This window comes from Pseudenhygromyxa sp. WMMC2535, assembly GCF_011083025.2.
Genome location: NZ_JABJWV010000001.1, coordinates 6,307,634 through 6,329,718, shown reverse-complemented (window position 1 = coordinate 6,329,718; position 22,085 = coordinate 6,307,634). Strand labels below are relative to the sequence as shown.

Genomic DNA, 22,085 nt, shown 5'->3' with positions numbered 1-22,085 from the left:
TGTCTTCCTCCCGAAGATAAAAATTATATTTCGTCGGGGGTCGGATACCTGACCCACTCACCTTCTTTCGCTTTTCGCTCTGCGTCCCACCCTGATTTTAGATCTAGTATTGAAAGTAAGCTTGGGTCACGGTCAACTAAATGACCAATTCCAACGACTGCATATTGAGAGGGGTTGTCATCGTGCATCCCTCCGCATAAGAAGCACCAGTCACCATCACCCCTGGATACAAGAAGGACAGGGCTGTCGTGTTGCAGTATGTGTATGCATGCATATGCCTTGGCGTGATAATTGATGCCTTTGTTCGTCATTTTGAGCCGGTCCACTCTTCAGGTGTCTTTGCACCCTTTGATCGGTTGCATGTTCGACATGATATTTCGATATTGTCAGCTCCCGATTCCCCTCCACGAGACCATGGCACGACATGGTCGTATTCCTTTGAGTTCGGAGAGCCTGAGCGTTCTTTTACAGGTTTTCCGCAATAGGTGCAACGTTTGACTCCGTCGGGTCCTGTTGCTGCGCGATCAACTTCGCGCTTCGTTGCCGCACTGGGGCGCCTCGAACGTGAGGGCTTCTTACGCTTGACGGACCCCGCGATCAAGATCTCCCCGCCGTCCTCCGCCAGCTCCCGCACCGCCTTGCGCTGCCCCGCCCGCTGGATCCCCCAGCGCAGCGCGCCGCCCACCATCTCGACGTCTCCCGAGAGGAAAAACATCGCCAGCTCCACCGACACGACCACGTGCGTCGGCGGGTCTTGCATCGTGGCGATCACGCGCGCGCCTGCCTCCTGTGAGACCTCCAGCCGACGCCGCTCTTGCGAGGGGTTCTCCGGCCGGACCATGGCGTCCGTGAAGCCCTGGAGTGGCGGGGCGTTGAGTTGGCGCACGATCCCTGCGCCGCGGGCTCGGGCGCTGTCGTGGAGCTGCTGGATCTGCGCTGCGCTCGGGCCGATGTCGCCGGCTTGCTGATCCGCCCGCGCGCTCGCGCTGCCGCCTCCGCCGATGTCGCCTTGTTGGGCTTGGCCGCTGCCGGCGACGCCCTCGGCGGTGCGCGTGCCGACTACCGGCACGGTCATCTCGAAGCCGAAGTCTTGGGGCTCGCTGTCGCTGCTGCTCTCGGGATCGGTGGACGCGGCCGTGGGCATGAAGCCCGAGGGATCCGTGCGCGCCAGCGGTTGGTTGAGGACGTAGGCGTAGCGGTTCCAGCCGCTGCTGCTCAGCGGATCCACCACGAAGGGATCTGCGGAGGCCATCCGGCCCAGGTGCGGGTCGTACATGCGGCCGCGCATGTGCAGCAGGCCGCTGTCCGACTGGGCTTCGTGGCCGGTGTAGCCGCGGTTGATCGGGCTGAGCGCGGCGAATTCTTCGGGCAGGGTCCAGTCTTCGGGGTCGCGGGCCTTGCCCCATAGGTCGTAGGACTGGCGGTGCTCGAGCACGCCCAGCTCGGAGCTCAGGGCGTCCGTCGAGCCGAGGTGATCCACGTGGATGTAGTGGGTGTCGCGCGAGGCTTCGAGATCGCTGTGGGTGTCGACGACGTCGGCGATCAGCCGCTCGGGGCCGGGGATGTAGTAGTGGTGCTCGGTGGTCTCGGGGGTGCGCTGGCGCTGGTAGAGATCCGTGACGTAGATGGTCTCGCGGGGGCCGTCCTGGGCTTCGGCGTAGCGGTAGACCCGGGTCTGATCGGCGTCGTACTCGAGCTCGGTGAGCAGGTTGTTTTCGAGGAGCTGCGCCGGGGCGTCGAAGGCGGTGTAGGTGATCTTCAGGGTCTCGCCGGGGGCTTCGCGGGCGAGGAGGTTGCCCTTGGGGTCCCAGGTGTGGGTGCGGCCGTCGGCGTAGGTGAGGCGTCCGTTGGCGTCGTAGTCGTAGGCGCCGCGATCGCTGGCGAAGGCGAGGTTGCCGAGGGCGTCGTAGGCGAAGTGGCGGACGTGCTCGCTGCCGGACTTGGTGGTGGTCGTCTGGATCGGGCGGTGGAGGTCGTCGTAGCTGAAGACTTCGGATTGGGCGCCGAGCAGGTCTTGGCGGCGCAGCAAGGTGCCGTCGGGGTTCCAGTCGTAGCGCAGATCCTGGAGGTCTCCGCCGAGCAGGGAGTGGGTCTGGATCTGCTCGACGAAGCCGCGCAGGGGGTCGTAGCTGCGGGTGGTCTGGGCGCCGTTGCCGAGGCGCTCTGTGCTGATCTGGCCGGCTTGGGTGAGGGACTCGAGGGTCCACAGCGGGGCGTCGTCGGAGCCGCGGCGGACTTCGACGAGGTCGCCGCTTTGGGCGTGGAGGTTGCGGATCCAAAACGGCTCGCTGAGCTCGTTTTCGGGGTAGTGGATCTCGGTGAGGCGGTCGTGCTGGTCGTAGGCGAAGCGCAGGGTGAAGGGCTCGCCGGCGATGACCTTGGTGAGGGCGCTGAGGCGGCCGTGGGGGTCGTAGTCGTAGAGGTCTTCGTGGCCGCTGGGGCTTTGGGTGTGGGCGAGGGCGCCGATGAAGGTGGTGTCCCAGGTCCAGGTGGTCTGGCCGTCGGGGTCGTCGCGGGTGATGAGGCGACCGAGGCCGTCGTGGGTGAAGGTGGTGAGCTGGTCGTTGGCGTCGAGGATGGCCGCGAGCTCGCCGTGGCCGTTGTAGGCGTAGCTGCGCGGGCCTTCGCTGGGGTCGTGGCTGTGGGTGAGGCGGCCGAGGTCGTCGTAGGCGAAGGACTTGATGGTGGGTGGGGCTTCGCCGGCGGGGAGGTCGAAGCCTTTGTGGGGCTCGATGCAGTTGGGGCGGACTTGGGTGAGCTGCTCGAAGCTCGAGTAGTCGAAGCACAGGCGCTCTTCGTCGGGGGAGCCGAGGGCGCGGACGCTCTCGACGAGGCGCAGGGCGCCGTCGTAGCGCAGGCGGGAGGCCGTGCCGCCGAGGTCGTGGTGGAGGACTTCGTGGCCGGCGTAGTCCCAGCGCTCTTCGCTGAGGTCTGGGAGGAGGTGGCGGACGAGGCGGTCGTCGTGGTCGTAGAAGTAGCGTTCGTAGCCGTCTGGGAGGGTGCCGACGAGGGTGGGGAGAGATTGGGCGATGTGGTGGCCGGCTTGGTCGTAGCGGCTGTGGGTGACGCGTTCGAGGCCGTCGGCGAAGAGGGCTCGTTCGTGGACGATGCGGCCGAGGCGGTCGAGGGCGAGGCTTCGGTGGCCGTGGCCTTTTGTGGTTTGGCGGAGCTCGAGGACGGGGGCGTCGGGGTCTTGGTCCGAAAGCGCCGCGTAGCTGAAGGTGATGTCGTCGCCGCGGGGGTCGTCGCCGGCGAAGTGGCGCAGGGCGGTGACGTGGCCGAGGCCGTCGTAGTTGGCGACGAGGCGCAGGTTGTTTGGGTCGCGGGTCTCGGTGAGTACGCCAAGGCCGGGGTGCCAGCGGAGCTTCGTCTGGTGGCCGAGGGCGTTGGTGGTGGAGATGGGGAAGACGCCGTGGTCGTCGAACTTTGTGGTGTCCGTGCGGACGATGCCGTTGCCATCGATGGCGGCGCGGGTGACTTCGTTGCCGTGGGCGTCGTAGGCGTAGCCGGTGACGAGGCGCAGCTCGGCGTCGTTTGGTTGGGTCTCGTGGTGGAGCAGCGCGCCGGTCTCGGGGTCGTAGGCGGCGATGGACTCGCGCGTGCGGACGGGGAGGCCCGGCTGCTCGAAGCTCAGGATGGTCTTCGTGGGCAGGCCCAGGAGCCAGGTCTCGGCGTCGTTTTGGTAGCTGGTCTGGGTGCGGTAGGTGAAGGTCTCGCTGCCGGTGGAGGTCGTGCGCGTCCAGTGGGTGGGGTTGCCGAAGTCGTCGAGGTCGAAGACGGTGTGGACCTCGCGGGTGATGCGGTGGTCTTCGTCGAGCTCCGTGAGCGCGCAGAAGTCTTCTTCGCAGGCGTCGAGTTCGTAGCGGCTGGCGAGCGTCTGGGCGGCGTAAGGGAGGTAGCTTCCCGAGTCGATGGTGTGTGTTTTGAAGCTGTGGCTGGTGACGCGGACGACGTGGCGGCCGGTCTCGGGGGCTCGGCGGTCCTCCATGACCTGCCAGGGCATGCCCGCGAAGGGGAAGGCGTGCAGGTCGTCGTCGTAGCTGGGGTCGAAGCGGACGAGTCGGCGGTAGATGGGGAGCGCGTCTCGCCACTCGGTGGTCTCGTGGAAGCGAAAGCCCAGGCTGCGCTGGGCCTCGCGGTCTCGCCGGGCGGTGCCGTAGCGGTGCGTGAAGGTCTGGGGGGCGTCGCTGATGCCCGAGTCGACGCGGTGGGCCTCGACGAGCAGCCGGGGGCAGCGGTCGCAACGGGCGGGGTAGAGGCAGTTCGGACTATCGAGCTCGGCGTCGGCGTAGTCCTCGGGGGCGTCGATGTCGGCGCTCGCGCGGTAGTCGACCTCGATGCGCGCGCCCAGGCCGTTGGTGATGGTCTTCAGCCGGTCGGGGACTTCGCCGGCGTGGGTGCGCAGCTGCCAGCTGCTGCCCAGGAACACGCCGGGGTCGTGCAGGCCGTCGCCGTCGAGGTCGAAGGCGCCCACGCTGTGGACGTTGGATGCGAACTCTTGAACCGGGCTGTGAAAGACCTCGGGGTGCTCGTGCAGGACGCCTTGGCTGTCGAGATTGAAGATCGACCAGTTCCAGGTGTCGTCGTTGGGATCGCTGACGGGGGAGAGCAGATCCAGGCGGCCATCGGCGTCGTAGTCGAGCACGCCCGCGGCCAGGAAGCGGCGAAAGCCGCCCCTGCCCGGCTCGGGGCTGAGCAGCAGCCAGCCGCCGTCGACGAAGCCTGCGCCGGTGTTGCGCCACAGGCGGATCCCGCCTTGCTCCGCCCAGGGTGGATCGAAGACGACGATCGTCTGCATGAGCACGCCGAGGTCTTCGGCCGTGTCGCCGGAGAGCAGCTCATAGCGGAGGATGTCCGAGAGGCCGTCGCCGTCGATGTCGAGGATCTTGTCGAGGCCGAAGCCTTGCATCGAGCGGGGGAAGTCCTCGTCGAGGTAGGCGTCGTTGTAGTGGGCGGTGAGGCTGGGGCGCCAGCGCTGCGCGAGGTCTGGCGGGAGGCCGGTGTCCTCGAGCGAGACGCTCCAGTCGCCGGGGCTCAGGCGCAGGGCGTGGTAGTTGGACCACTTGGATGAAGGGATCCAGGCGCCGAGCTGCACATCCCAGGTGGGGATTACCAGCAGTGAGGCGAGGCCATCGCCGTCGTGGTCGAGGACGAGGAGCTTGTCGTAGACGGAGCAGGGCTCGCCGGTGTCGACGACCTGCTCCGAGATGAACCCTTCAGTGGGGAGGTTGGGAGTGAAGTGCCAGGTGCCAGTGCCGAGCTCGGGCTCGTCGAGGGCGTTTGGGAGCGGGTCGCCAGCGCAAAAGAGCAGGTCTCCGAGGCCATCGCCGGTCTGGTCGTGAGCGGTGAACTGCCAAATTGGGGAGACGCCAGGGTCGAACTCGACTTGCTCGACGCCGCCTTCGGGGCGCGCGAGGGCGAGGTAGAAGGCGCTGCCGGCTGGCGGGGCGCCGCCGAAGTAGTTGATGGAATCGCCGAGGCCGACGGCGTCGTCGCGGCCGTCGCCGTCGATGTCGGCCGCGAAGAGCGGCGGCGTGGCCGGGGCGAGGTCGTCGTAGCTGGGGCCGGCGAGCAGGCCCGAGATGGGGTCTTCGTGGACGAGGTAGTGACCCAAGCCGAGGCATTGCGCGAGGTCGTCGTCGCGGGTGCTGCACGGGGCGACGGCCGTGTCGGCGTTGGGCTGAGAGGTCCAAAGCTCCCAGCCGCGGCCTTCGGGCGCGGGAGTGTTGGACTGGCCGACGGCGAGCAGGAAGTCGCTGCGGCCGTCGCCGTTGGCGTCGAGGATGGTCTGGGCGAGGACGCGGGGAGCGAGGGTGTTGGGCGTGTCGGACCAGATGCTGGCGAGGTAGGGCCAGGCGTATTCGATGGCGAAGTTCGTCTGCTGGGGGACGGTGTCGAAGTCGAGGGAGCCGGCGGTCCACGCGAAGGTGGTGTCTGGCCGGCAGACGCCTTGCGCGTCGCACTGACGGACGGCGTGGAGGAGGCTGCGGCCCGTGATGGAGGGGGTGTCGTAATCGAGTTCGTAGCGGTGAACGAGCTCGCCCTCGGCGAAGGTGCTCAGGGCCGCGAGGCGCTTGGTCTGGCGCTGCGGCGCGCCGAGGCGCCAGCCCTGGGCCGGGTCTGGGCGGTCTTCCCACTCGAGGCGGACGTGGCGGGTGAAGGCGTGGAGCGTGGTGTGGCCGCCGTACTCGAGGCTGGTCAGCCAGCGCTCGACGTCGGCCTCGCCGTCTTCGAGGAGCTCGGTCTCGTTCGTGTAGTTGAGGGCGTAGACGTTGCCGAAGCGGTCGCGGCGCTCGGCCAGAGACCAGCTGGCGAGGCCGCGGGGGTGCAAGGCGACGGCGTCCCGACGGCAGCCGTAGAGGTCGATGGTGCCGTCACTGCGCCGGACCTCGAAGGCGAGGCCGCCGTGGCAAGACTGCTTGCTGCCCTCGGCGTGGGCGATGGCGCGGACAGACGAGAGGTCATCGCGCTTGGGCCGGTAGCGGGCGCCGGGCTGGAGGTGCTCGCCCTCGACGAGGCGCAGGCGCTGCCCATCGAGGCAGAGCGCGTCCTCGTCATCGAGGTGGACACCGCGAAAGTAGCCGTCATCAGCGAGCGTCCGCGGACAGCGGTCGATGGCCGACGCCCCAGAGAGCGCCCAGCCAACGCCGAGCCCACCGTCCCCGCGCTGGCTGTCGTACTCGAGAGACAGCGCCGGCGCGAAGCCGCGAGCAGCCGGCGGAAGCGCGAGCGGAACGCTGTAGCGCGCAGCTCCACGGTCATCGACGACAAAGGTCCCGGGCAGCGTCCCAACAGGCGCGGAAGTGGTGAGCTGGGGCGCGCTCTCAGCCAGGGGCCCCGCGAGGGTCAGGCGTTGGACAAAGCTCCCCGCCAGCGACGTCGCACCAACCCGCGGCGGCAGCACGAGCACCACCACAAGACCGAGGAGCGCGAGCAGCGAGTTTTGACGGGCTCGACTCGACTTCACGTCCTGCACGGTCCAAGCATCGCCGATCTATCTCAGGAGATCAGCGCCAAACTCGACTCCACGAGAAGCGGGCACCAGTCTACGTACGCGGCCGCTTCGGCCTCCATTGCACGCATCATCGCGTCGCCCCTCGAACTCATGTAGCCGTCGATGAAGACGGCTCCTACAGCGGGGCGAAATTGAAGACCCCTCGTCCGCGAGCAAGGAGGCCTCCCCAACACGAACGGAGTCCTGGCAGACAGGCAAGTCGGAGGCGCGCCGCCCTAACCGCGTAGACCCCTGAAGCCCGCGAGCAGCCGCCGGCCCTCGCTGCCCACGAGGGCCGCGCCCAGGCGACGCTGGATCGACCAGGGCGCGGCGCTGAAGTAGCGCAGCATCGTCCCCATGAGCGCGGGCGTGCTCGCGCTGGCGCTCACGAACTCGCGCCAGCGCTCGTCGCCGAGGGCGAAGAACTCGGCGAAGAAACGATCGATCCCCGGGCGATCGAGGCGCGCGAGCACGTCCATGCCGAAGGTGTACAGGCGCCAGGCTCGAACCCGCTCGTCCGGCCAGATCGACCGCCAGATCCGCTGGCTGGGCGCCCCCGGCCCAGCCCACGCGCCGACCTCTTCGGCGATGCGTTCGGCCACCGGGGCGCGGCGGCGCAGGGCGGCGGTCAGCATGTAGCCAGTGGCGGGGTGGACCATGGCTGCGGCGCCACCAAAGGCCAAGGTCAGCTGGTCCCCCCGGGGCAGCGGGCCGCCCATGGGGATCACGCAGCGCTCGACGGCCAACGGGGCGCCGCCGCGCAGCGCCTGATCCACGCCCTGCTGAGCCAGGCGCCGGCGCAGGCGATCTTCCAGAGGCTCGAGCCAGTCCCCGGGCCGACGCCCCTGTGGCGGGCGAGCGACCAGCACGGTCTCCTCGACGAAGAGCCGGTCTTCGGCCACCGGCAGGGCGTAGAGGAAGGTCGGCGGCAGCGCGTCTTCGCCCGCCTCGTGGGCCTCGTCGGTCACGGCCCGCCAATCCATGAAGCCCATGGTCCGTCCGCCCGCGAAGGCCTCGGGCAAGGCGTCGATGGCCCATAGCTCGCCCCAGGCGACCTGGTAGCCAGGCGCTGGACCATCCTCGAGGGCGACGAAGGGCGAGCCGTGTCCGGTGGCGTCGACGACCAGCTTGGCGCGCTCGAGTTCGCCGCTCTCGAGGCGCAGGGCCGCGCCCTCGTCGTCATGCTCGATGGCCGCCAGGCGCCCGGCGAGGATCCGCGCGCCCGCCTCGCGGCAGCGCCCCAGCCACGCGCGCTGGAGGGCGTCGCCGTCGAGCAGCCCGTAGCCGCGATCGAGCAGGCGCGGGCCGGCCTCGAGCTCGACCAGGGCGCGCTCCCAGCGATGCCCAAAGAAGTCCGCGACACCCAGAGACTCGGCGTCGTCGCGCCACAGGCCGTAGTTCGGCACCCAGCTGTGCTCGGGCTCCGGGTCGAGCAGGCCCACGCGTAGCCCGCGAGCGCAGCAAGCCTCGGCCAGGCCCAGACCCGCCGGGCCTGCGCCCACGATCCACAGGTCGAGCCCCTCGCTCACCGCGCGAGCTTGGCGCGAGCTGCCCTCACTGTCCAGCCACAGCGCTGAAGTGACGCAATACCGAAGTTCACCGCCACGCCACGGAGAAGTCGCCAGCCCGCCACGGGGTTCACCGAAACCACCGCCGCCGGCCCAGCAGCCCGGCCCACGGACGAGCTTCCCATGACCCGACTCCCCTCGACGACCCCGACCTTCTTGCTCCCCCTACTCCTCGCCCTGCCCCTCGCGGCCTGCAGCGACGACGGCGTCGCCAGCGACGACGAGGCCGCCACCGAGGAGAGCGGGAGCGAGAGCGGCGACACCGACGACGACATCGGCTCGACGAGCACCGACTCGAGCGCCGAGACCGAGACCGAGTCGAGCACCGAGACCGACGCCGACTCGAGCGAGTCCGAATCCGGCTCCGAGTCCGAGTCCGGCTCCGAGACCGACGCCGAATCCGAGACCGACGCCGAGACCACCGGCGGTCTCGAGCCCGCGCTCAGCGGCCTCGAGCTCATCGGCCGCTACGAGACCGGCGCGTTCGACGAGGGCGCCGCCGAGATCACCGCCTACGACCCCGGCAGCCAGCAGCTCTTCGTGGTCAACGGCGCGTCGGCGAGCGTCGACGTCTACGACCTCTCCGACCCCGCCAACATCGCGCTGCTCGACAGCATCGACGTCACGCCCTACGGCGCCACCGCCAACAGCGTCGACGTCTACGATGGCCTGGTCGCCGCCGCCGTCGAGGCCGAGGATCCCCAGGCCGCCGGCGCGGTCGTGTTCTTCGACGCCGCCGATCTCAGCTACGTCAACGATCTCCAGGTCGGCGCCATGCCGGACATGGTCACCTTCAGCCCCGACGGGACCAAGCTCGCGCTGGCCTGCGAGGGCGAGCCCGACGACGACTACCTCCTCGACCCCGAGGGCACGGTCGCGCTCGTCGACGTCAGCGGGGACGTGGCCGCGCTCGGCGACGCCGACGTCGTCCTCGTCGACTTCTCCGCCTACACCCTCGCCAACCTCGATCCCCAGGTCCGCGTCACCGGCCCGGGCTCGAGCGTGGCCCAGGACCTCGAGCCCGAGTACGTGGCGATCTCCGCCGACTCGAGCACGGCGTGGGTCACCCTACAGGAGAACAACGCCATGGCGATCATCGATCTCGACGCCGCCACGGTGCTCGAGATCGTCGCCCTCGGGCTCAAGAACCACTCTCTCGCCGGTAACGGCCTCGACCCCAGCGACCAGGACGAGGCCGTGGCCATCGCCCCCTGGCCGGTGTTCGGCATGTATCAGCCCGACGCCGTGGCGGCGTTCTCGGTCGACGGCCAGCCCTACCTCGTGACCGCCAACGAGGGCGACGCTCGCGGCTACGACGCCCTCGACGAGGAGGTCCGGGTCAAGAACCTCGACCTCGATCCCCTGGCCTTCCCCGACGCCGCCGCGCTCCAGGAGGACGAGCAACTCGGGCGCCTCCAGGTCAGCTCGCTCAGCGGCGACCTCGACGACGACGGCGACTACGATCAGCTGCATGCCTTTGGCGCGCGCTCGTTTTCGGTGTGGTCCGCCGGCGGGAGCTTGATCTGGGACAGCGGGGATCAGCTCGAACAGATCACCGCCGAGGCGCTCCCCGAGCACTTCAACGCCGACAACGACGACAACGACGCCTTCGACAGCCGCAGCGACGCCAAGGGCCCCGAGCCCGAGGGCGCGACCGTTGCCGAGCTGTGGGGCAAGCCCTACGCCTTCGTGGGCCTCGAGCGCGTCGGCGGTGTGGTCGTCTACGATCTCAGCGTGCCCGCGCAGCCGAGCTTCGTCCTCTACGAGCACTCGACCCGGGACTGGGAGGGCGACCCGGAGGCGGGCAGCGCCGGCGACCTCGGCCCCGAGGGCGTCGAGGTCGTGTCCGCCGAGCACAGCCCGATCGGCGAGCCGCTGCTGATCGTCGCCAACGAGGTCAGCGGATCCATCGCCATCTTCCAGATCCTGGCGGAGTAGCCCCTCGCGCTGCGCCCGCTGCGTGCTTGCGCAGGCGGGCGCGGCGGGCGAGAGTCGAGGGACGATGCACGGCCCCAAGCGCAAGTCCGCCGCAGCGCTCGTGCTGCTCGCGGCGTCGGCCTGCGGACCCAGCCCCCAGCCGTCGCCGACCCGCACGTCTGCGAGCCAGGCCCAGGCCGCGAGCGCCAACACCAACGCCAACACCAACGCCGACGCCAACGCCAACGTTGACGGGAGCCCCGGGCAGCCGGCCGCCTTCGACCCCCTGGCCCACGCCCGCGCGACCATCGGCCGGCTCGACAACCTCGAGGCCCCGATCCCCCCGCAGTGCTACACGAAGACCGAGGGCCGGGCGAACCCCTGCTGGACCTGCCACACGGTCTCGCGCTTCCCCAACAGCATGAACGACTGGGACCTCCAGGGCTCCTACGACTTCTCGGACGAGGGCAGGCAAAACCACTGGACCAACCTGTTCGCCGATCACCGGGCCGAGATCGCCGCGATCACCGACGAGGAGATCCTCGCGTGGATCCGCGAGGACAACTACGAGCCGCTGCGGGCGGCCCTCGCCGCGCTCCCCGAGGCCGACTACCACGGCTACCGCCCGGACCTCGACTTCGCCGCCGGCTTCGACGATCGCGGCTTCGCCCGCGACGGCAGCGGCTGGCGGGCGTTCCGCTACAAGCCCTTCCCCGGGGCCTTCTGGCCGACCAACGGCAGCAGCGACGACGTGCTGATCCGCCTGCCGGCGCGCTACCGCGAGAACGCCGAGGGCCAGCCCTCGCAGGCGATCTACGCCTTCAACCTCGAGATCATCGCGGCCAGCATGGGCGCCAACCCGCTGGTCCTCGACGACGCGATCCGCTGGCAGATCGAGCCCGTCGACGAGGCCGCGGTCGGCCTCGACCTCGACGGTGACGGCGCTCTGAACACCAAGGGGATCACCGAGCTCGCCGGCCTGCCCTCGCACTACGTCGGCGGCGCGAACAAGCACCGGGTCCGCCGCCGCCTCTACCCCGAGGGCACGGAATTTCTGCACTCGGTCCGCTACGTCGACCCCGACGATCCCTCGGGCATCGCCCGGCGCATGAAGGAGCTGCGCTACAGCGCCAAGTTCCGCGAGCTCAGCGACGAACGCATCCGCGCCGCCTACCTGCGCGAGGACGAGGAGAAGTCCGAGGGCGCCCTGCCCCGCTTTGGCGGCAACCCGATCTCCGGCATGCGCAACGCCTTTGGCTGGCAGCTCCAGGGCTTCATCGAGGACGCCGAGGGCCGCCTGCGTGTCCAGACCGAGGAGGAGCACTACACCTGCATGGGCTGCCACTCGAACCTGGGCGTGACCGCGAATCAGAGCTTCGCCTACCCGCGCAAGCTCCCCGGCTCGGCGGGCTGGGGCTACCAGGATCTGCGCGGCATGCCCGACGTCCCGCAGATCGGGCACAGCCGCGGCGAGGTCGAGGTCGTGCTCGAGCGGGCCCTGGCCGGCGACGAGTTTCGGGCCAACACCGAGATGATCGCCCGCTTCTTCGACGAGTCCGGCGCCCTCGACCGCGAGGCCCTCGCCGCCGCCCCCGATCTCGCGGCCATGCTCATGCCCTCGCGCGCCCGCGCCCTGGCCCTCGCCAAGGCCTACCTGGTGGTCGTCCGCGAGCAGAGCTTCGCCCTCGGCCGCGACGTGGTCCTCGCGCCCTCCGGTAACGTCCACGAGCGCGTCGACGATGCCTCCACTGGGCTGTCCGAGGCCGACCTCGTCTACACGGACGGCATGCTCCAGCTCGACTGGGCCGCGGCCTCGAGTGCCCCGTGAGCTCGCGCGCGCATCGCCACCAACCGACGCCCACGCTGCTAGCCTCCCTCTGAGCCCCTCCTGGGCCCGCCGCTGGACGGATCCGGCGCTTTCCGCTACCCCACGCCTGCACCATGTTCCCCGATCCTTTTCACATTGGACCGCTGCGCATCGCCCCCTACGGCATCATGGTCGCCCTCGGCCTGCTCGCCGCCATCGTCCTCGGGGGTCGGGAGAACCAGCGCATCAAGCTCATGGCTCCCGAGCTCTGGGAGAAGGTCGCGCTGTGGACCGTCCTCTGGGGCCTGATCGTCTCGCGCCTCTTCTACGTGTTCACCGAGCTCGACCGCTTCCTCGAGGGGCCGCTGTGGAAGATCTTTGCGATCTGGGAGGGCGGCCTGGTGTTCTACGGCGGCCCGATCGGCGCCGTGCTCTACCTGTGCTGGCACTTCGTCATCCGCCGGCACCCGCCCATGGAGCAGCCGCGCGGCAGCAAGCGCAAGGCCATCGAGATCTCGATGCGCGAGGGCTGGACGCGGATGCTCCGCTTCTTCGACCTCGGCGCGCCCTTACTGGCCCTGGCCCACGCCTTCGGGCGGATCGGCTGCCTGTTCGCGGGCTGCTGCTACGGCGCCGCGCACGAGGGCCCGCTGGCCCTGCACTACCCGGAGAACAGCCCCGCCTACGCCGGCGGCATCGGCCGCTACCCCATCCCGGTGCTCGAGTCGGGCATCGAGTTCACGATCTTCGCCTGGCTGTTCTTCCACGTCCGGCTCAAGAAGCGCTTCCACGGCCAGGTCATGCTCCAGTACGTGATGCTGTACCCGGCGGCGCGCTTCGTGCTCGAGATGTTCCGCGGCGACGCGATCCGCGGCTACGTGTTCCGCCTCGAGACCCCCGGCCTCAACGAGGCCCTCGGCCTCGACCCCAACATCCCGGTGATGATGACCACCAGCCAGTTCATCTCGCTGATCGTCGTCACCCTGTCCGCCGTGCTGATCATCGTCGGCAAGCGCGTCAGGGCCGAGGGCATGGTTCAGGAGACCGTGTGGTGGGAGGACGAGGACGAGGACGACGAGGATGAGGACGGCGAGTACGAGGACGGCGAGTACGAGGACGAGGACGACGACGACGACGACGAGGACGCGCAGGAGGCCGAGGCCGAGCGTCCCAGCCCGAGCTGATCGACCTCGAAGCCCCAACAAAAAGAGCGTCACCGCTTGTCCGGTGACGCTCTTTTTCGTTGGGGCTTTTTCTCTAGGTGGATCGCTTGCTCGGCAAAGATCCGCAGCGCACGCGCTCTCCCATCACGCACATGGTGAGTTCGCGCGAAGCTCAGACTTAGAATTTATAGGCGAAGCCCACACCACCGCGGAAAGAGAAGCCCGCGCCCGTGTTGTCGCCGTCGGTCCACACGTTCCAGCCCACGAACCCGGGCTCGAAGTACACCACCCAGTGCTCCTCGATGTAGAGCCGCACCGCCGGGCCAAAGGTCTGGGCGAACTGGAAGAAGTAGGGCGAGAAGTGGAAGTCGTTGTGGACGACCGGGGAGAAGGTCAGCGCGAGGTTCGACCACGGGTCGATCTCGTAGCCGAGCTCGAAGCCGCCGCGGCCCCAGACCTCGCGGTAGAAGTCGCGATCGTCATAGTGGTAAGCCGCCCCACGCCCGTGAAAGCTCACCGCGGGACCGATGTTCAGGCCCATGTAGAGCCCGCTGAGCTGACCGATCCGCCCCGTATTCGGCAGGTGGAAGCGCCAGTTGAAGGCGGGGATGAAGGCGTCGGGGTTGAAGGCCCCGTTGAGGCTCATGCCGATCTCGTGAACGGTGTTGGTCTGGCCTGGCTGCAAGCTCGCGGGGGGGTTCGCCACGCTCGCCTGGCCGGCCTGGGCCGTCGAAGAGAAGCAAGTCAACGTCGCCGCAAAGGCGAGCGAGAGGAATAGGGGGAGCCTTCGAACTCGCATCGCCGTCTATGTAGCAGCTTCTTTGACCGATGCTCACGGGGAGGCCCGCGGCGAGGCCCTCCCCGGCCCACACAGGGCGAGGCGACGTGCGATTGCGCCCAGCGTCGGGGCTTGGAATTAAAAGCGAAAGCCGCCCGTGACGAACACGCCGCCATCGCGCCGCGGCGCGACCACGAGGCCGGGCTGATGTCGACGCAGCGCTTTCGCGGTGGTCTTGGGCACCCGGTGGGTGTTGAGCAGCAGGCCAAAGGTGATCGTCGAGACCGCGGCGATCGGGGCGACGATCAGCATCATCGCCGAGCCGACGGAGGCATAGACGTCGGCCTTGTTGCAAACCTCCGTGACCTCCGCGTTGGTCACGGCGCCGGAATCGTCGGGGCTGGGCTCGGCCCGGGCCAGCGCACACAAGTCCCCCTTCGAGTTGGGATCGATGTCGTTGCTCGGCTTCTGATCCGTCAGGCTCTCCTCCGCCGCCGTGATCAGCTCCTCATGGACCGAGCCGTTTGCGCGAACCGCCATCCCAAAGCCCAAACCAACGCCGATCGAAGCCAAGAACACCCCACCGCTGACGCCGACGCCCGCCAGCTTCCAGCGCGGGATCGGGCGCTCCATCTTTCCCCAGGCCAGGCGGGTGTCCTGCGTCGCGCTCAGCTCCCCATGAGCCAGCGAATCGTCGCCGGCGGACGCGAAGCCCTGACCATACTCGATGCGCGCCCCGTCCAGCGTGAGCACGAGCTCGCGGGTCAGCGGATCGCCCTCGTTCGAGGTCACGTGGACCAGGTGCGGGCCGAGGTAGAGCGAGACCTCGTCGCCCATGATCGCGTTGCCGTCGACATAGATCCCACACGCGACCTTGCAGTCGACCGCGAGGGTGGCCTGGCCGAGGGCCTCGAGGGCCGCGAGCCTGCGCTCGTAGAAGTCGCCGAGCGTGGGCCCGAAGCGCTCGATGGGCAGCGGCGCGATGCCGATCCCGAAGATTGCGTCGTCCATGACCCGGCCGGCCGCGCCCTCGTCTCCCTGGGTGAGGTAGAGGCGCGCGAGGCTGAGCTGGGCGAAGGCCCGCTGCTCGTGGCCCTTCGTATCGATGGCGAGCTCCATCGGGAAGCGCTCGACCCCCTCGACCGCCTGCTCGAGGCGATCGATGGTCGCGGCGCTGGTGCTGCGCTTGGCTTGCTCCGCGGCCGCCTCGAGCTCATCGACGGCCTCGGCGTAGCCCGCAGGGGGCTCGGCGAAGGCGAGCAGGCTCGAGAGCATCAGCTGGGATATCGACATCGGTCCTCGCGATATCACTCGACACACGCCCGAACCAAGCGTTCATCGAGCTCGACTCGGTGACATCTATGAGGCGTCGACCTACCCACGCGACTCCACCCGGAGCGGCGGACAGGCCCAACACTCAAGGCAGGCCCGCGGCCACCGTCTCGCGCTGCGCCTCGAGCCAGGCGTCGAAGTCTTCATCCGGGCCCGGAGACTCGACCGCCGGGTGGACGCGAATGCCCATGTGTACGTTGGCCTGAAAGGGCAGCCCGCCGTAGGCGAAGAGCTTCGATCCCCCCCACATCGAGACGGGTAGCACCAGACAGGGTCCGGTGGTGTCGAGCAGCGCCTTGACCCCACCGTGCTTCCAGGCCTTTGGTTTGCCGTCCTTGGCCCGGGTGCCCTCGGGGAAGATCGCCACGCTCCAGCGCTCGCGCTTGGCCTGGCGACCGAGGCGCTCGATCTCGGCGATGGCCTCGCGCGGGTGCTTGCGGTCGATGATCGCCGAGCCGCTGGCCTGGAGCAGGTAGGAGACGCTCGGCCAGCCGCGGCCGAGCTCGCGCTTGGCCACGTAGCGCGGCTGGATCGCCCGCAAGGTCGTGCTCAGCACCGGGACATCGGAGAAGCCCTGGTGGTTGGCGAGGACCACGTAGCGCTCGCGGCTGCTGACGTGCTCGAGGCCGTGGACCTCGAGGCTCGCTCCGGTCAGGCGCAGCGACATCCACATGAGGTCCGCGAGCACGTGGCCGGCGTCCATCAGGTCCTCGCGGCTGCCCTTGGCGCCGATCACCCGCAGCGGGACCTCGAAGCCGAGCATGGCCGACGCCAGGCTCACGCTCGCGGGCACCGAACGCACCCAGTCGATCAGCTTCGCGTTGTTCGAGTTCTCGAGTCGACTGGCCACGGTGAGACCAGGGTAACACCGCGCTCGCGCCGACTTCGAGCCAACTTCGAGCCGGTCGAGCCGGCCAACTCTGCGCTACGCGAGCGCGACCCTTGACCCTCACTGCCGCCCTCGTTACGCGCATCAATCGCCGCCGGCTTCTCGTATCATTCGGGTCAATCGTCATGCTCCGCGACGCCGCACAAGCTCCCACCCTCCCCGGCAAGCTGCCGCTGTTTGGACACCTGCCCGCGCTCGCCCGCGACACCCTCGGGGTGCTGCGCAAGGCCCAGCACGAGATCGGGCCGGTGTTTTGGTACAACGCCGGCTTCCGCGACGCGCCCACGCTGATGGTCCTGGGCGAGGAGGGCTTCTCGGTGCTGCGGACCAAGCGGGCCGACTCCTCGCACATGGCCGACTTCGACCTCTTCCTCGGCGGCTCCATGCTGACCCTGGACGGCGCCCCGCACCGCCGCGTGCGTGGCGTGAGCGGCCCGGCCTTCACCCCCGCCGGGCTCGGCCGCGCCCAGGTCGGCGAGATCATCACCCAGACCGTCGAGCGTCGCCTCGACACCTGGCGCCCGCGCGCTCAGATCGACGTCGTGGGCGAGGCCAAGGTCATCGCCCTCGAGGTCATCTTTCGGGTCATGGGCGTCGAGGTCCGCGACCTCCCCGACTGGTCGCGCTGGTACGGCGAGTACACCCTGGGCGCGATCAGGCTGCCCTTCGAATTCCCCGGCTCACCGCGCTGGCGAGGCGGGCGGGCGCGGGCCTGGCTCGAGGAGCGCATCCGCGAGATCGTCAATCAAGCCCGGGCCAAGGACGACCGCGACAGCATCGTGGGCGCCATGGTCCACGGCCACGACGAGGGGGGCATCGGCCTGTCCGAGCGCGAGCTGATCGACAACCTGCTGATCCTCGGCTTCGCCGGCCACGAGACCACGGCCTCGACCATGGCCTGGTCCATGCTCTACCTCGCCCAATACCCCGAGTACTGGGATCGGCTGTGCGAGGAGGCCACGGCCATGGACGAGGTCCCCAACGACTACACCCAGCTGGCCGAGCGCGCGCCCCTGGCCGCCGGCGTGTTCCGGGAGAGCCTGCGCCTGTACCCCCCGGTGTCCACGGACACCCGCCACATCAACGCCGAGCTCGAGCTCGAGCGCAGCGGCTACCGCGTCCCCGCCAACACCATCGTCGGCACCAGCTTGATGCTGCTCTCCCGCGACCCCAACCACTACGAGGACCCCGAGCGCTGGCTCCCCGAGCGCTGGCTCGGCCTCGAGCGCAAACCCACGGTCGTGGAGAACTGCCAATTTGGTGGCGGCGCCCACTTTTGTCTCGGCTATCACATGGCCCTGCTCGAGGGGACGCTCTTCTTGGTCCACGCCGCTCGGCGCCTCGCTGCCTGGGGGCTGCGGCCCAGGCCCCAAGGCCCGATCCCCAAGCCCAAGTTCGTGCCCCTCACCCAACCTCCCCGCAAAGTGAAGCTCGGCCTGGCCTGACGATGGCACCCCTCACCAGGCTCACCTCACCCTGCCTCCTCGCCCTGTTGGTGGCCAGCGTGGCTTGCCACAGGCAGGACACCGCGCCCGCGCAGGCCGCCCCCCCTGAGACCGCGGCCGAGCCCGCCGGAGCACAGACCGGTGACCCTACCCAGACCGAGGACGTCTGGGTGGAGAGCGAGGGCGAGGGCGTCCTGGCGACCAAGGAAGACTGCGTCCGGCTGGGCGAAATTTTCGCCGTGTTGTTCATCGAGGAGGCCGAGCGCGATGAATACCCCCTGGCGCACGAGATCCTCGTGGACGCCGCTGCTGTGGGCAAAGAGGAGCTCATCCAGGCGTGCCAAGCCAATCCTCCGCCCAAGGCGGCCATGGAGTGCGCGTTCTCTGCGCGGAGCATGGTCGAGCTGGAGCGGTGCTGAACCCGAGTGAAATTGGGCCTAGCTTGACCCTCGGTGTCCAGGTACCTTCCGTGACATGCGCGTTTTCACCAAGTCCCTTCCCCTCTGCCTCCTCGCCCTGACGCTGGTCGCTCCGGCCTGCGACAAGCAGGAAGACAAGGCCGAGGACAAGAAGGAAGAGAAGACCGAAGAGAAGGCCGACGCCAAGAAGGAAGGCGTCTCCGTGCAAGCCGGCGGCACCAAGGTCGAGGCTGGCCCCGATGGCGCCAAGGTCGACACCGAGGGCGCCAAGGTCGAGGCCTCGGCGCACGGCGCCATGGTCGAGGCCAAGGACGGCGAGGGCAACGAGGCCAAGGCCGGGCCCGCGGGCACCGAGGCCAAGTCCGCCGACGGCGCGTCGGTGGTCACCGACGAGCACGGGAACGTCAACGTCAAGACCCCCGACGGCACGACCGTCGACGTCAACGCTGGCAACGTGAAGATCGGGCAGTAGCCCAAGCCCATCGCCACAATCACCAAAGTAGACGCGGCCGGCCGAGGGAGACTCGCCGGCCGCGTCTCGTATTTGTTCGCTGCCCGCGGCCGCGCTCAGCCGACACCGAGCGCCTCGCCGGCGCCGACGTGCTCCTCGCCCGCCGCGATCGCGGCCGTGAGCACGGCTCGCCAGTCGGCCTCGGCCTCCAGGCTCGCGAGCAGCGAGTTCATGCCAAAGAGGATCCGGCTGAGCAGCACCAGGCCGCGGCGCTTGGGCTCGCGCCAGCCGATCCGCAGCAGGTTCTTGGCCACGGTCATCTTGATCTCGAAGGTCAGCTCCGACAGCCGCGTGGTGTAGTCGCGGGTGTAGCGGTAGGGCTGGGGGGCGAGGACCGGCTCGAAGCAGTAGAGCACGAAGCGCTCGATGATCTCGCGCAGCGGCTCGGAGCAATCTTCGGGGAACTCGAGGCCTGCGGCGAGCGCTCGCCACAGCGCCGGCCCGCGGTCGCCCGAGAGGATCGCCGTGATCACCCCACGGAAGGCCGCGCGGGCGTCCTCGTCGAAGGTCTGCACGCAGCCGAAGTCGAGGAAGACCACGCGATCCTCCCCGGGGAACAAGAAGTTCCCGGGGTGTGGGTCGGCGTTGAACATGCCGTGCACGAGCAGCGAGCGGAACACGAAGCCGAACAGCACCTCGCCCACGGCGTCGCGGCGCGCCGCGTCGGGCTCGTGCGCGGGCGTGAGCGCGTCGAGGCTCTGGCCATGCATGTAGGCGGTGATCAGCGCCCGCTCCGTGCTCAGCTCGCGGTGGACCGCGGGGATCAGCACGCGCGGGTCCCCGGCCCAGCGCGCCGAGAAGGCGGCCATGTTCTCGGCCTCGATGCGATAGTCGCACTCCTCGGCGATGCGCCCGAGGAAGTCCTCGATCATCACCTTGCCCTCGACGTTGGGCAGCAGCTTGAACATGGTCCGGGCGATGCCGCCGGCGTTGGCGAGGTCGCTGCGCACGGCCTCGGCGATGCCGGGGTATTGGACCTTCACGGCGACCTCGCGGCCGATCCCCCCCTGCCCCGCCCCGTCTGCGGCCGAGGATTCGGCCCAAGTCTCGGCCCAAGATTCGGCCCAAGATTCAGTGAGCGTCGCCCGATAGACCTGGCCGATCGAAGCCGCCGCGATCGGCTCGCGCTCGATGCTCGCGAACACCTCGTCGAGAGGGCGGCCGAGGGCAGCCTCGAGCGTGGGCGCCATCTCCTCCCAGGCCAGCGGCTCGGCGCTGACCTGAAGGCGCGAGAGCAGCTCGGCGTAGACCGCCTGGGCTTGGGGCGGGACGAGCCCGTCCATGAACGAGAGGATCTGCCCGACCTTCATGGGCAGGCCCTTCATCTGCGCCATGGTCTCGAACAGCTGCTCGGCCGTGCGCCGGTGCAGCGTCATCATCGCCTCCTCCTTGCCCGCGCGCAGGCGCTTGCCCGCGAGGCCGACGGCCGTACCACCGAGGCGAGCCGCGAGGCCGCCGAGCTTGGCCAGCCGCCCTGCGCGACCCGTCTTGATGCCCATGGCCGAACTATCCCACCGTCTTCGCCGGAGTCGACCGCCCCAACGGCGTTTGCTGGCGCCCCCAGGTCTCGAGCCCTCGGCCATGGAATTTGTGTAACCTGGAGACATGCGCACGAGTGTCACCGAGCTTCGCGTCCTGCGGATGGCCCTGCTGGCGGCCCTGGGCTTCGATCTAGCAGCCTGCGCCGACGACTCGTCCAGCGACGACGAGGGCAGCAGCGGGAGCGGACCCGAGACCAGCGGAGAGGGCGAGAGCGCCGAGTCGGAGTCCGGATCGACCGGGAGCGACGCCGAGTCCGGCTCCGCCGAGTCCGACTCCGAGTCCAGCTCGACCGACTCCGCCGACACCGAGACCGACTCGACCGACACCGGCGTCGATCCCTACACCTGCGAAGATCCCCAGCCGATCTTGCAAGCTGGCACCGAGCTCCCCAGCGGCTTCGTGACCTGCGCCGACGGCTTCGTCCACCGCGTCGAGGCGGTCGAGTGCGCCGCCCCGCAGCCCGCCGACGACGAGACCTGCGACGGCGTCGTGGATGCCATCTGTCAGACCGGTGACGACTGTACGGCGCAAGGCTACGCCGCCTGCAAGCAGGACATGTGGGGGCAGTGCACCTGCCAGTACGGCTGCGCTAGCGACGATGACTGCGACGCCGGGGAGATCTGCGCGTGCGCGGGCGTGTTCGACGATCAGCCCAGCTGCATCCCGGCGGACTGCACCGCCGACGCCGAGTGTGGCCAGGGTCTTTGCGGGCTGAGCAAGTACGAGGGCTGCTGCGACAACAGCTACCACCTCGCCTGCGCCGCGCCCGACGAGGCCTGCCACACCAACGCGGACTGCGGCGCGGGCTCGTGCCTGGAAGACGTCCCTGAGCCCATCGTCGACTACCAGTGCTCGGAGAGCGAGGGCGCGTGGACCTGCGGCCCGCCCGGGTGGTGCGGCTGCGACTGCGGGCGCCCGCTGATGATCGACGGACAGCCGCGGGTCGCCGGGCCCTCGCGCCGCGCCGACGCCAGCTGGATGGCGGTGGGGATCGAGCCCGAGCTGCGCGAGCTCGACGCGAGCCTCCGCGCCCAGCTGGCCGCGCGCTGGGCCGAGATCGGCCGCTTCGAGCACGCCTCCGTGGCCTCCTTTGCCCGCTTCGCCGCCCAGCTCCAGGCCCTCGGCGCCCCACCGGCGCTGCTGCGCGAGACCGCCGCGGCCATGGCCGACGAGGTCGAGCACGCCAAGCTGGCCTTCGCCCTGGCCGCGGCCTACGCCGGCGCGCCCGTGGGCCCGGGACGCCTCGACCTGCGTGGGGCCGGCGTGAGCGCGCGAGCCCAGCTCGTCGCGGCGCAGATCGTCGACGCGCTGATCGTCGAGGCCTGCGTGGGCGAGACCCTCGCGGCCCTCGAGGCCCTCGAGGCCGCGCGCTGGGCAGAAGATCCGAGCGTTCGCGCGATCCTGACGCGCATCGCCGACGACGAGCTGCGCCACGCTCGACTCGGCTGGCGAGCCCTGGCGTGGCTGCTCGAGCGCGGCGGAGACCAGCTGCGAACCGCCGCCAGCCGGACCTTCACCCTGACCATGGCCAAGATGCGCGCCGAGCCCGAAGCGCCCCCAGCCGAGCGCGCCTCGAGCCTCCTCGCCCACGGCCACCTCGACGCGGCGCTGCGCCAGCAGGTGCGCGCGCGCGGGCTCGCCGAGGTCGTCGCCCCTGCCGCCCGCGCGGCGCTCTCTCCCAGCACGAAGATCCGCGCCGCGTCGCTCGCCTGAGCGCTCG

14 protein-coding genes are annotated in these 22,085 nt (G+C 69.5%); 7 read left to right on the top strand and 7 right to left on the bottom strand.

The genetic code is table 11. The features are described from left to right. Positions 1 to 307 precede the first annotated feature (307 nt). The 3 genes from G6O69_RS24490 to G6O69_RS24480 form a co-directional block, all read right to left on the bottom strand. Complete coding sequence (locus G6O69_RS24490; RefSeq protein WP_176397060.1) at positions 308 to 6,967, bottom strand: RHS repeat-associated core domain-containing protein; 6,660 nt, start codon at positions 6,965 to 6,967, stop codon at positions 308 to 310. A 263-nt stretch (positions 6,968 to 7,230) separates the two neighbouring features. Further along, complete coding sequence (locus G6O69_RS24485; protein ID WP_172305931.1) at positions 7,231 to 8,523, bottom strand: lycopene cyclase family protein; 1,293 nt, start codon at positions 8,521 to 8,523, stop codon at positions 7,231 to 7,233. Continuing rightward, positions 8,520 to 8,687 carry a hypothetical protein gene (locus tag G6O69_RS24480; protein ID WP_176397059.1) on the bottom strand — a complete coding sequence of 56 codons (168 nt, stop codon included), beginning with the start codon at positions 8,685 to 8,687 and terminating at the stop codon, positions 8,520 to 8,522. Before G6O69_RS24480 ends, G6O69_RS24485 begins: the two co-directional genes overlap by 4 nt. Here G6O69_RS24480 and G6O69_RS24475 point away from each other — a divergent pair. From G6O69_RS24475 to G6O69_RS24465, 3 genes are all read left to right on the top strand, one after another. Beyond that, positions 8,686 to 10,500, top strand: coding sequence for a choice-of-anchor I family protein (locus G6O69_RS24475; protein ID WP_172305930.1), 1,815 nt, complete (start codon positions 8,686 to 8,688; stop codon positions 10,498 to 10,500). The genes G6O69_RS24480 and G6O69_RS24475 overlap by 2 nt on opposite strands. A 64-nt stretch (positions 10,501 to 10,564) precedes the next feature. Continuing rightward, the gene (locus G6O69_RS24470; protein ID WP_172305929.1) at positions 10,565 to 12,307 is read left to right on the top strand and encodes a hypothetical protein; all 1,743 of its coding nucleotides are present in this window, start codon (positions 10,565 to 10,567) and stop codon (positions 12,305 to 12,307) included. A gap of 113 nt (positions 12,308 to 12,420) precedes the next feature. After that, a complete protein-coding gene (locus G6O69_RS24465) occupies positions 12,421 to 13,470 on the top strand; it encodes a prolipoprotein diacylglyceryl transferase (protein ID WP_172305928.1) in 1,050 nt (349 codons plus the stop codon). 157 nt (positions 13,471 to 13,627) lie between these two features. Here G6O69_RS24465 and G6O69_RS24460 read toward each other — a convergent pair whose 3' ends face one another. From G6O69_RS24460 to G6O69_RS24450, 3 genes are all read right to left on the bottom strand, one after another. After that, complete coding sequence (locus tag G6O69_RS24460) at positions 13,628 to 14,248, bottom strand: hypothetical protein (protein ID WP_255215865.1); 621 nt, start codon at positions 14,246 to 14,248, stop codon at positions 13,628 to 13,630. Positions 14,249 to 14,365: 117 nt separating this feature from the next. Next, positions 14,366 to 15,520 (bottom strand): hypothetical protein, encoded by a 1,155-nt coding sequence (locus G6O69_RS24455; RefSeq protein WP_172305927.1) that lies wholly within the window; start codon positions 15,518 to 15,520, stop codon positions 14,366 to 14,368. Positions 15,521 to 15,644: 124 nt separating this feature from the next. Next, positions 15,645 to 16,409 carry a lysophospholipid acyltransferase family protein gene (locus G6O69_RS24450; RefSeq protein WP_172305926.1) on the bottom strand — a complete coding sequence of 255 codons (765 nt, stop codon included), beginning with the start codon at positions 16,407 to 16,409 and terminating at the stop codon, positions 15,645 to 15,647. Positions 16,410 to 16,573: 164 nt separating this feature from the next. Here G6O69_RS24450 and G6O69_RS24445 point away from each other — a divergent pair, with 164 nt between their 5' ends. From G6O69_RS24445 to G6O69_RS24435, 3 genes are read left to right on the top strand one after another with little or no spacing between them, the layout of a single operon-like run. Further along, complete coding sequence (locus tag G6O69_RS24445; protein WP_172305925.1) at positions 16,574 to 17,893, top strand: cytochrome P450; 1,320 nt, start codon at positions 16,574 to 16,576, stop codon at positions 17,891 to 17,893. 2 nt (positions 17,894 to 17,895) lie between these two features. After that, positions 17,896 to 18,312 carry a hypothetical protein gene (locus G6O69_RS24440; protein ID WP_172305924.1) on the top strand — a complete coding sequence of 139 codons (417 nt, stop codon included), beginning with the start codon at positions 17,896 to 17,898 and terminating at the stop codon, positions 18,310 to 18,312. A 55-nt stretch (positions 18,313 to 18,367) separates the two neighbouring features. After that, on the top strand, positions 18,368 to 18,784 hold the full coding sequence (locus G6O69_RS24435) for a hypothetical protein (RefSeq protein ID WP_172305923.1): 417 nt from the start codon (positions 18,368 to 18,370) through the stop codon (positions 18,782 to 18,784). Between the two features lie 95 nt (positions 18,785 to 18,879). Here the strand turns inward: G6O69_RS24435 and G6O69_RS24430 are convergent, their stop codons facing one another. Continuing rightward, positions 18,880 to 20,322 (bottom strand): AarF/ABC1/UbiB kinase family protein, encoded by a 1,443-nt coding sequence (locus tag G6O69_RS24430; protein WP_172305922.1) that lies wholly within the window; start codon positions 20,320 to 20,322, stop codon positions 18,880 to 18,882. Between the two features lie 106 nt (positions 20,323 to 20,428). Between G6O69_RS24430 and G6O69_RS24425 the strand changes: the two genes are divergently transcribed. After that, on the top strand, positions 20,429 to 22,078 hold the full coding sequence (locus tag G6O69_RS24425; protein WP_172305921.1) for a ferritin-like domain-containing protein: 1,650 nt from the start codon (positions 20,429 to 20,431) through the stop codon (positions 22,076 to 22,078). Positions 22,079 to 22,085 lie beyond the last annotated feature (7 nt).

Coding starts and splice junctions, on each gene's coding strand:
- G6O69_RS24480 (WP_176397059.1), bottom strand. CDS start 8,687: ATGGGAAGCTCGTCCGTGGGCCGGGCTGCTGGGCCGGCGGCGGTGGTT.
- G6O69_RS24475 (WP_172305930.1), top strand. CDS start 8,686: ATGACCCGACTCCCCTCGACGACCCCGACCTTCTTGCTCCCCCTACTC.
- G6O69_RS24455 (WP_172305927.1), bottom strand. CDS start 15,520: ATGTCGATATCCCAGCTGATGCTCTCGAGCCTGCTCGCCTTCGCCGAG.
- G6O69_RS24435 (WP_172305923.1), top strand. CDS start 18,368: ATGCGCGTTTTCACCAAGTCCCTTCCCCTCTGCCTCCTCGCCCTGACG.
- G6O69_RS24440 (WP_172305924.1), top strand. CDS start 17,896: ATGGCACCCCTCACCAGGCTCACCTCACCCTGCCTCCTCGCCCTGTTG.
- G6O69_RS24425 (WP_172305921.1), top strand. CDS start 20,429: ATGCGCACGAGTGTCACCGAGCTTCGCGTCCTGCGGATGGCCCTGCTG.
- G6O69_RS24460 (WP_255215865.1), bottom strand. CDS start 14,248: ATGCGAGTTCGAAGGCTCCCCCTATTCCTCTCGCTCGCCTTTGCGGCG.
- G6O69_RS24465 (WP_172305928.1), top strand. CDS start 12,421: ATGTTCCCCGATCCTTTTCACATTGGACCGCTGCGCATCGCCCCCTAC.
- G6O69_RS24470 (WP_172305929.1), top strand. CDS start 10,565: ATGCACGGCCCCAAGCGCAAGTCCGCCGCAGCGCTCGTGCTGCTCGCG.
- G6O69_RS24445 (WP_172305925.1), top strand. CDS start 16,574: ATGCTCCGCGACGCCGCACAAGCTCCCACCCTCCCCGGCAAGCTGCCG.
- G6O69_RS24430 (WP_172305922.1), bottom strand. CDS start 20,322: ATGGGCATCAAGACGGGTCGCGCAGGGCGGCTGGCCAAGCTCGGCGGC.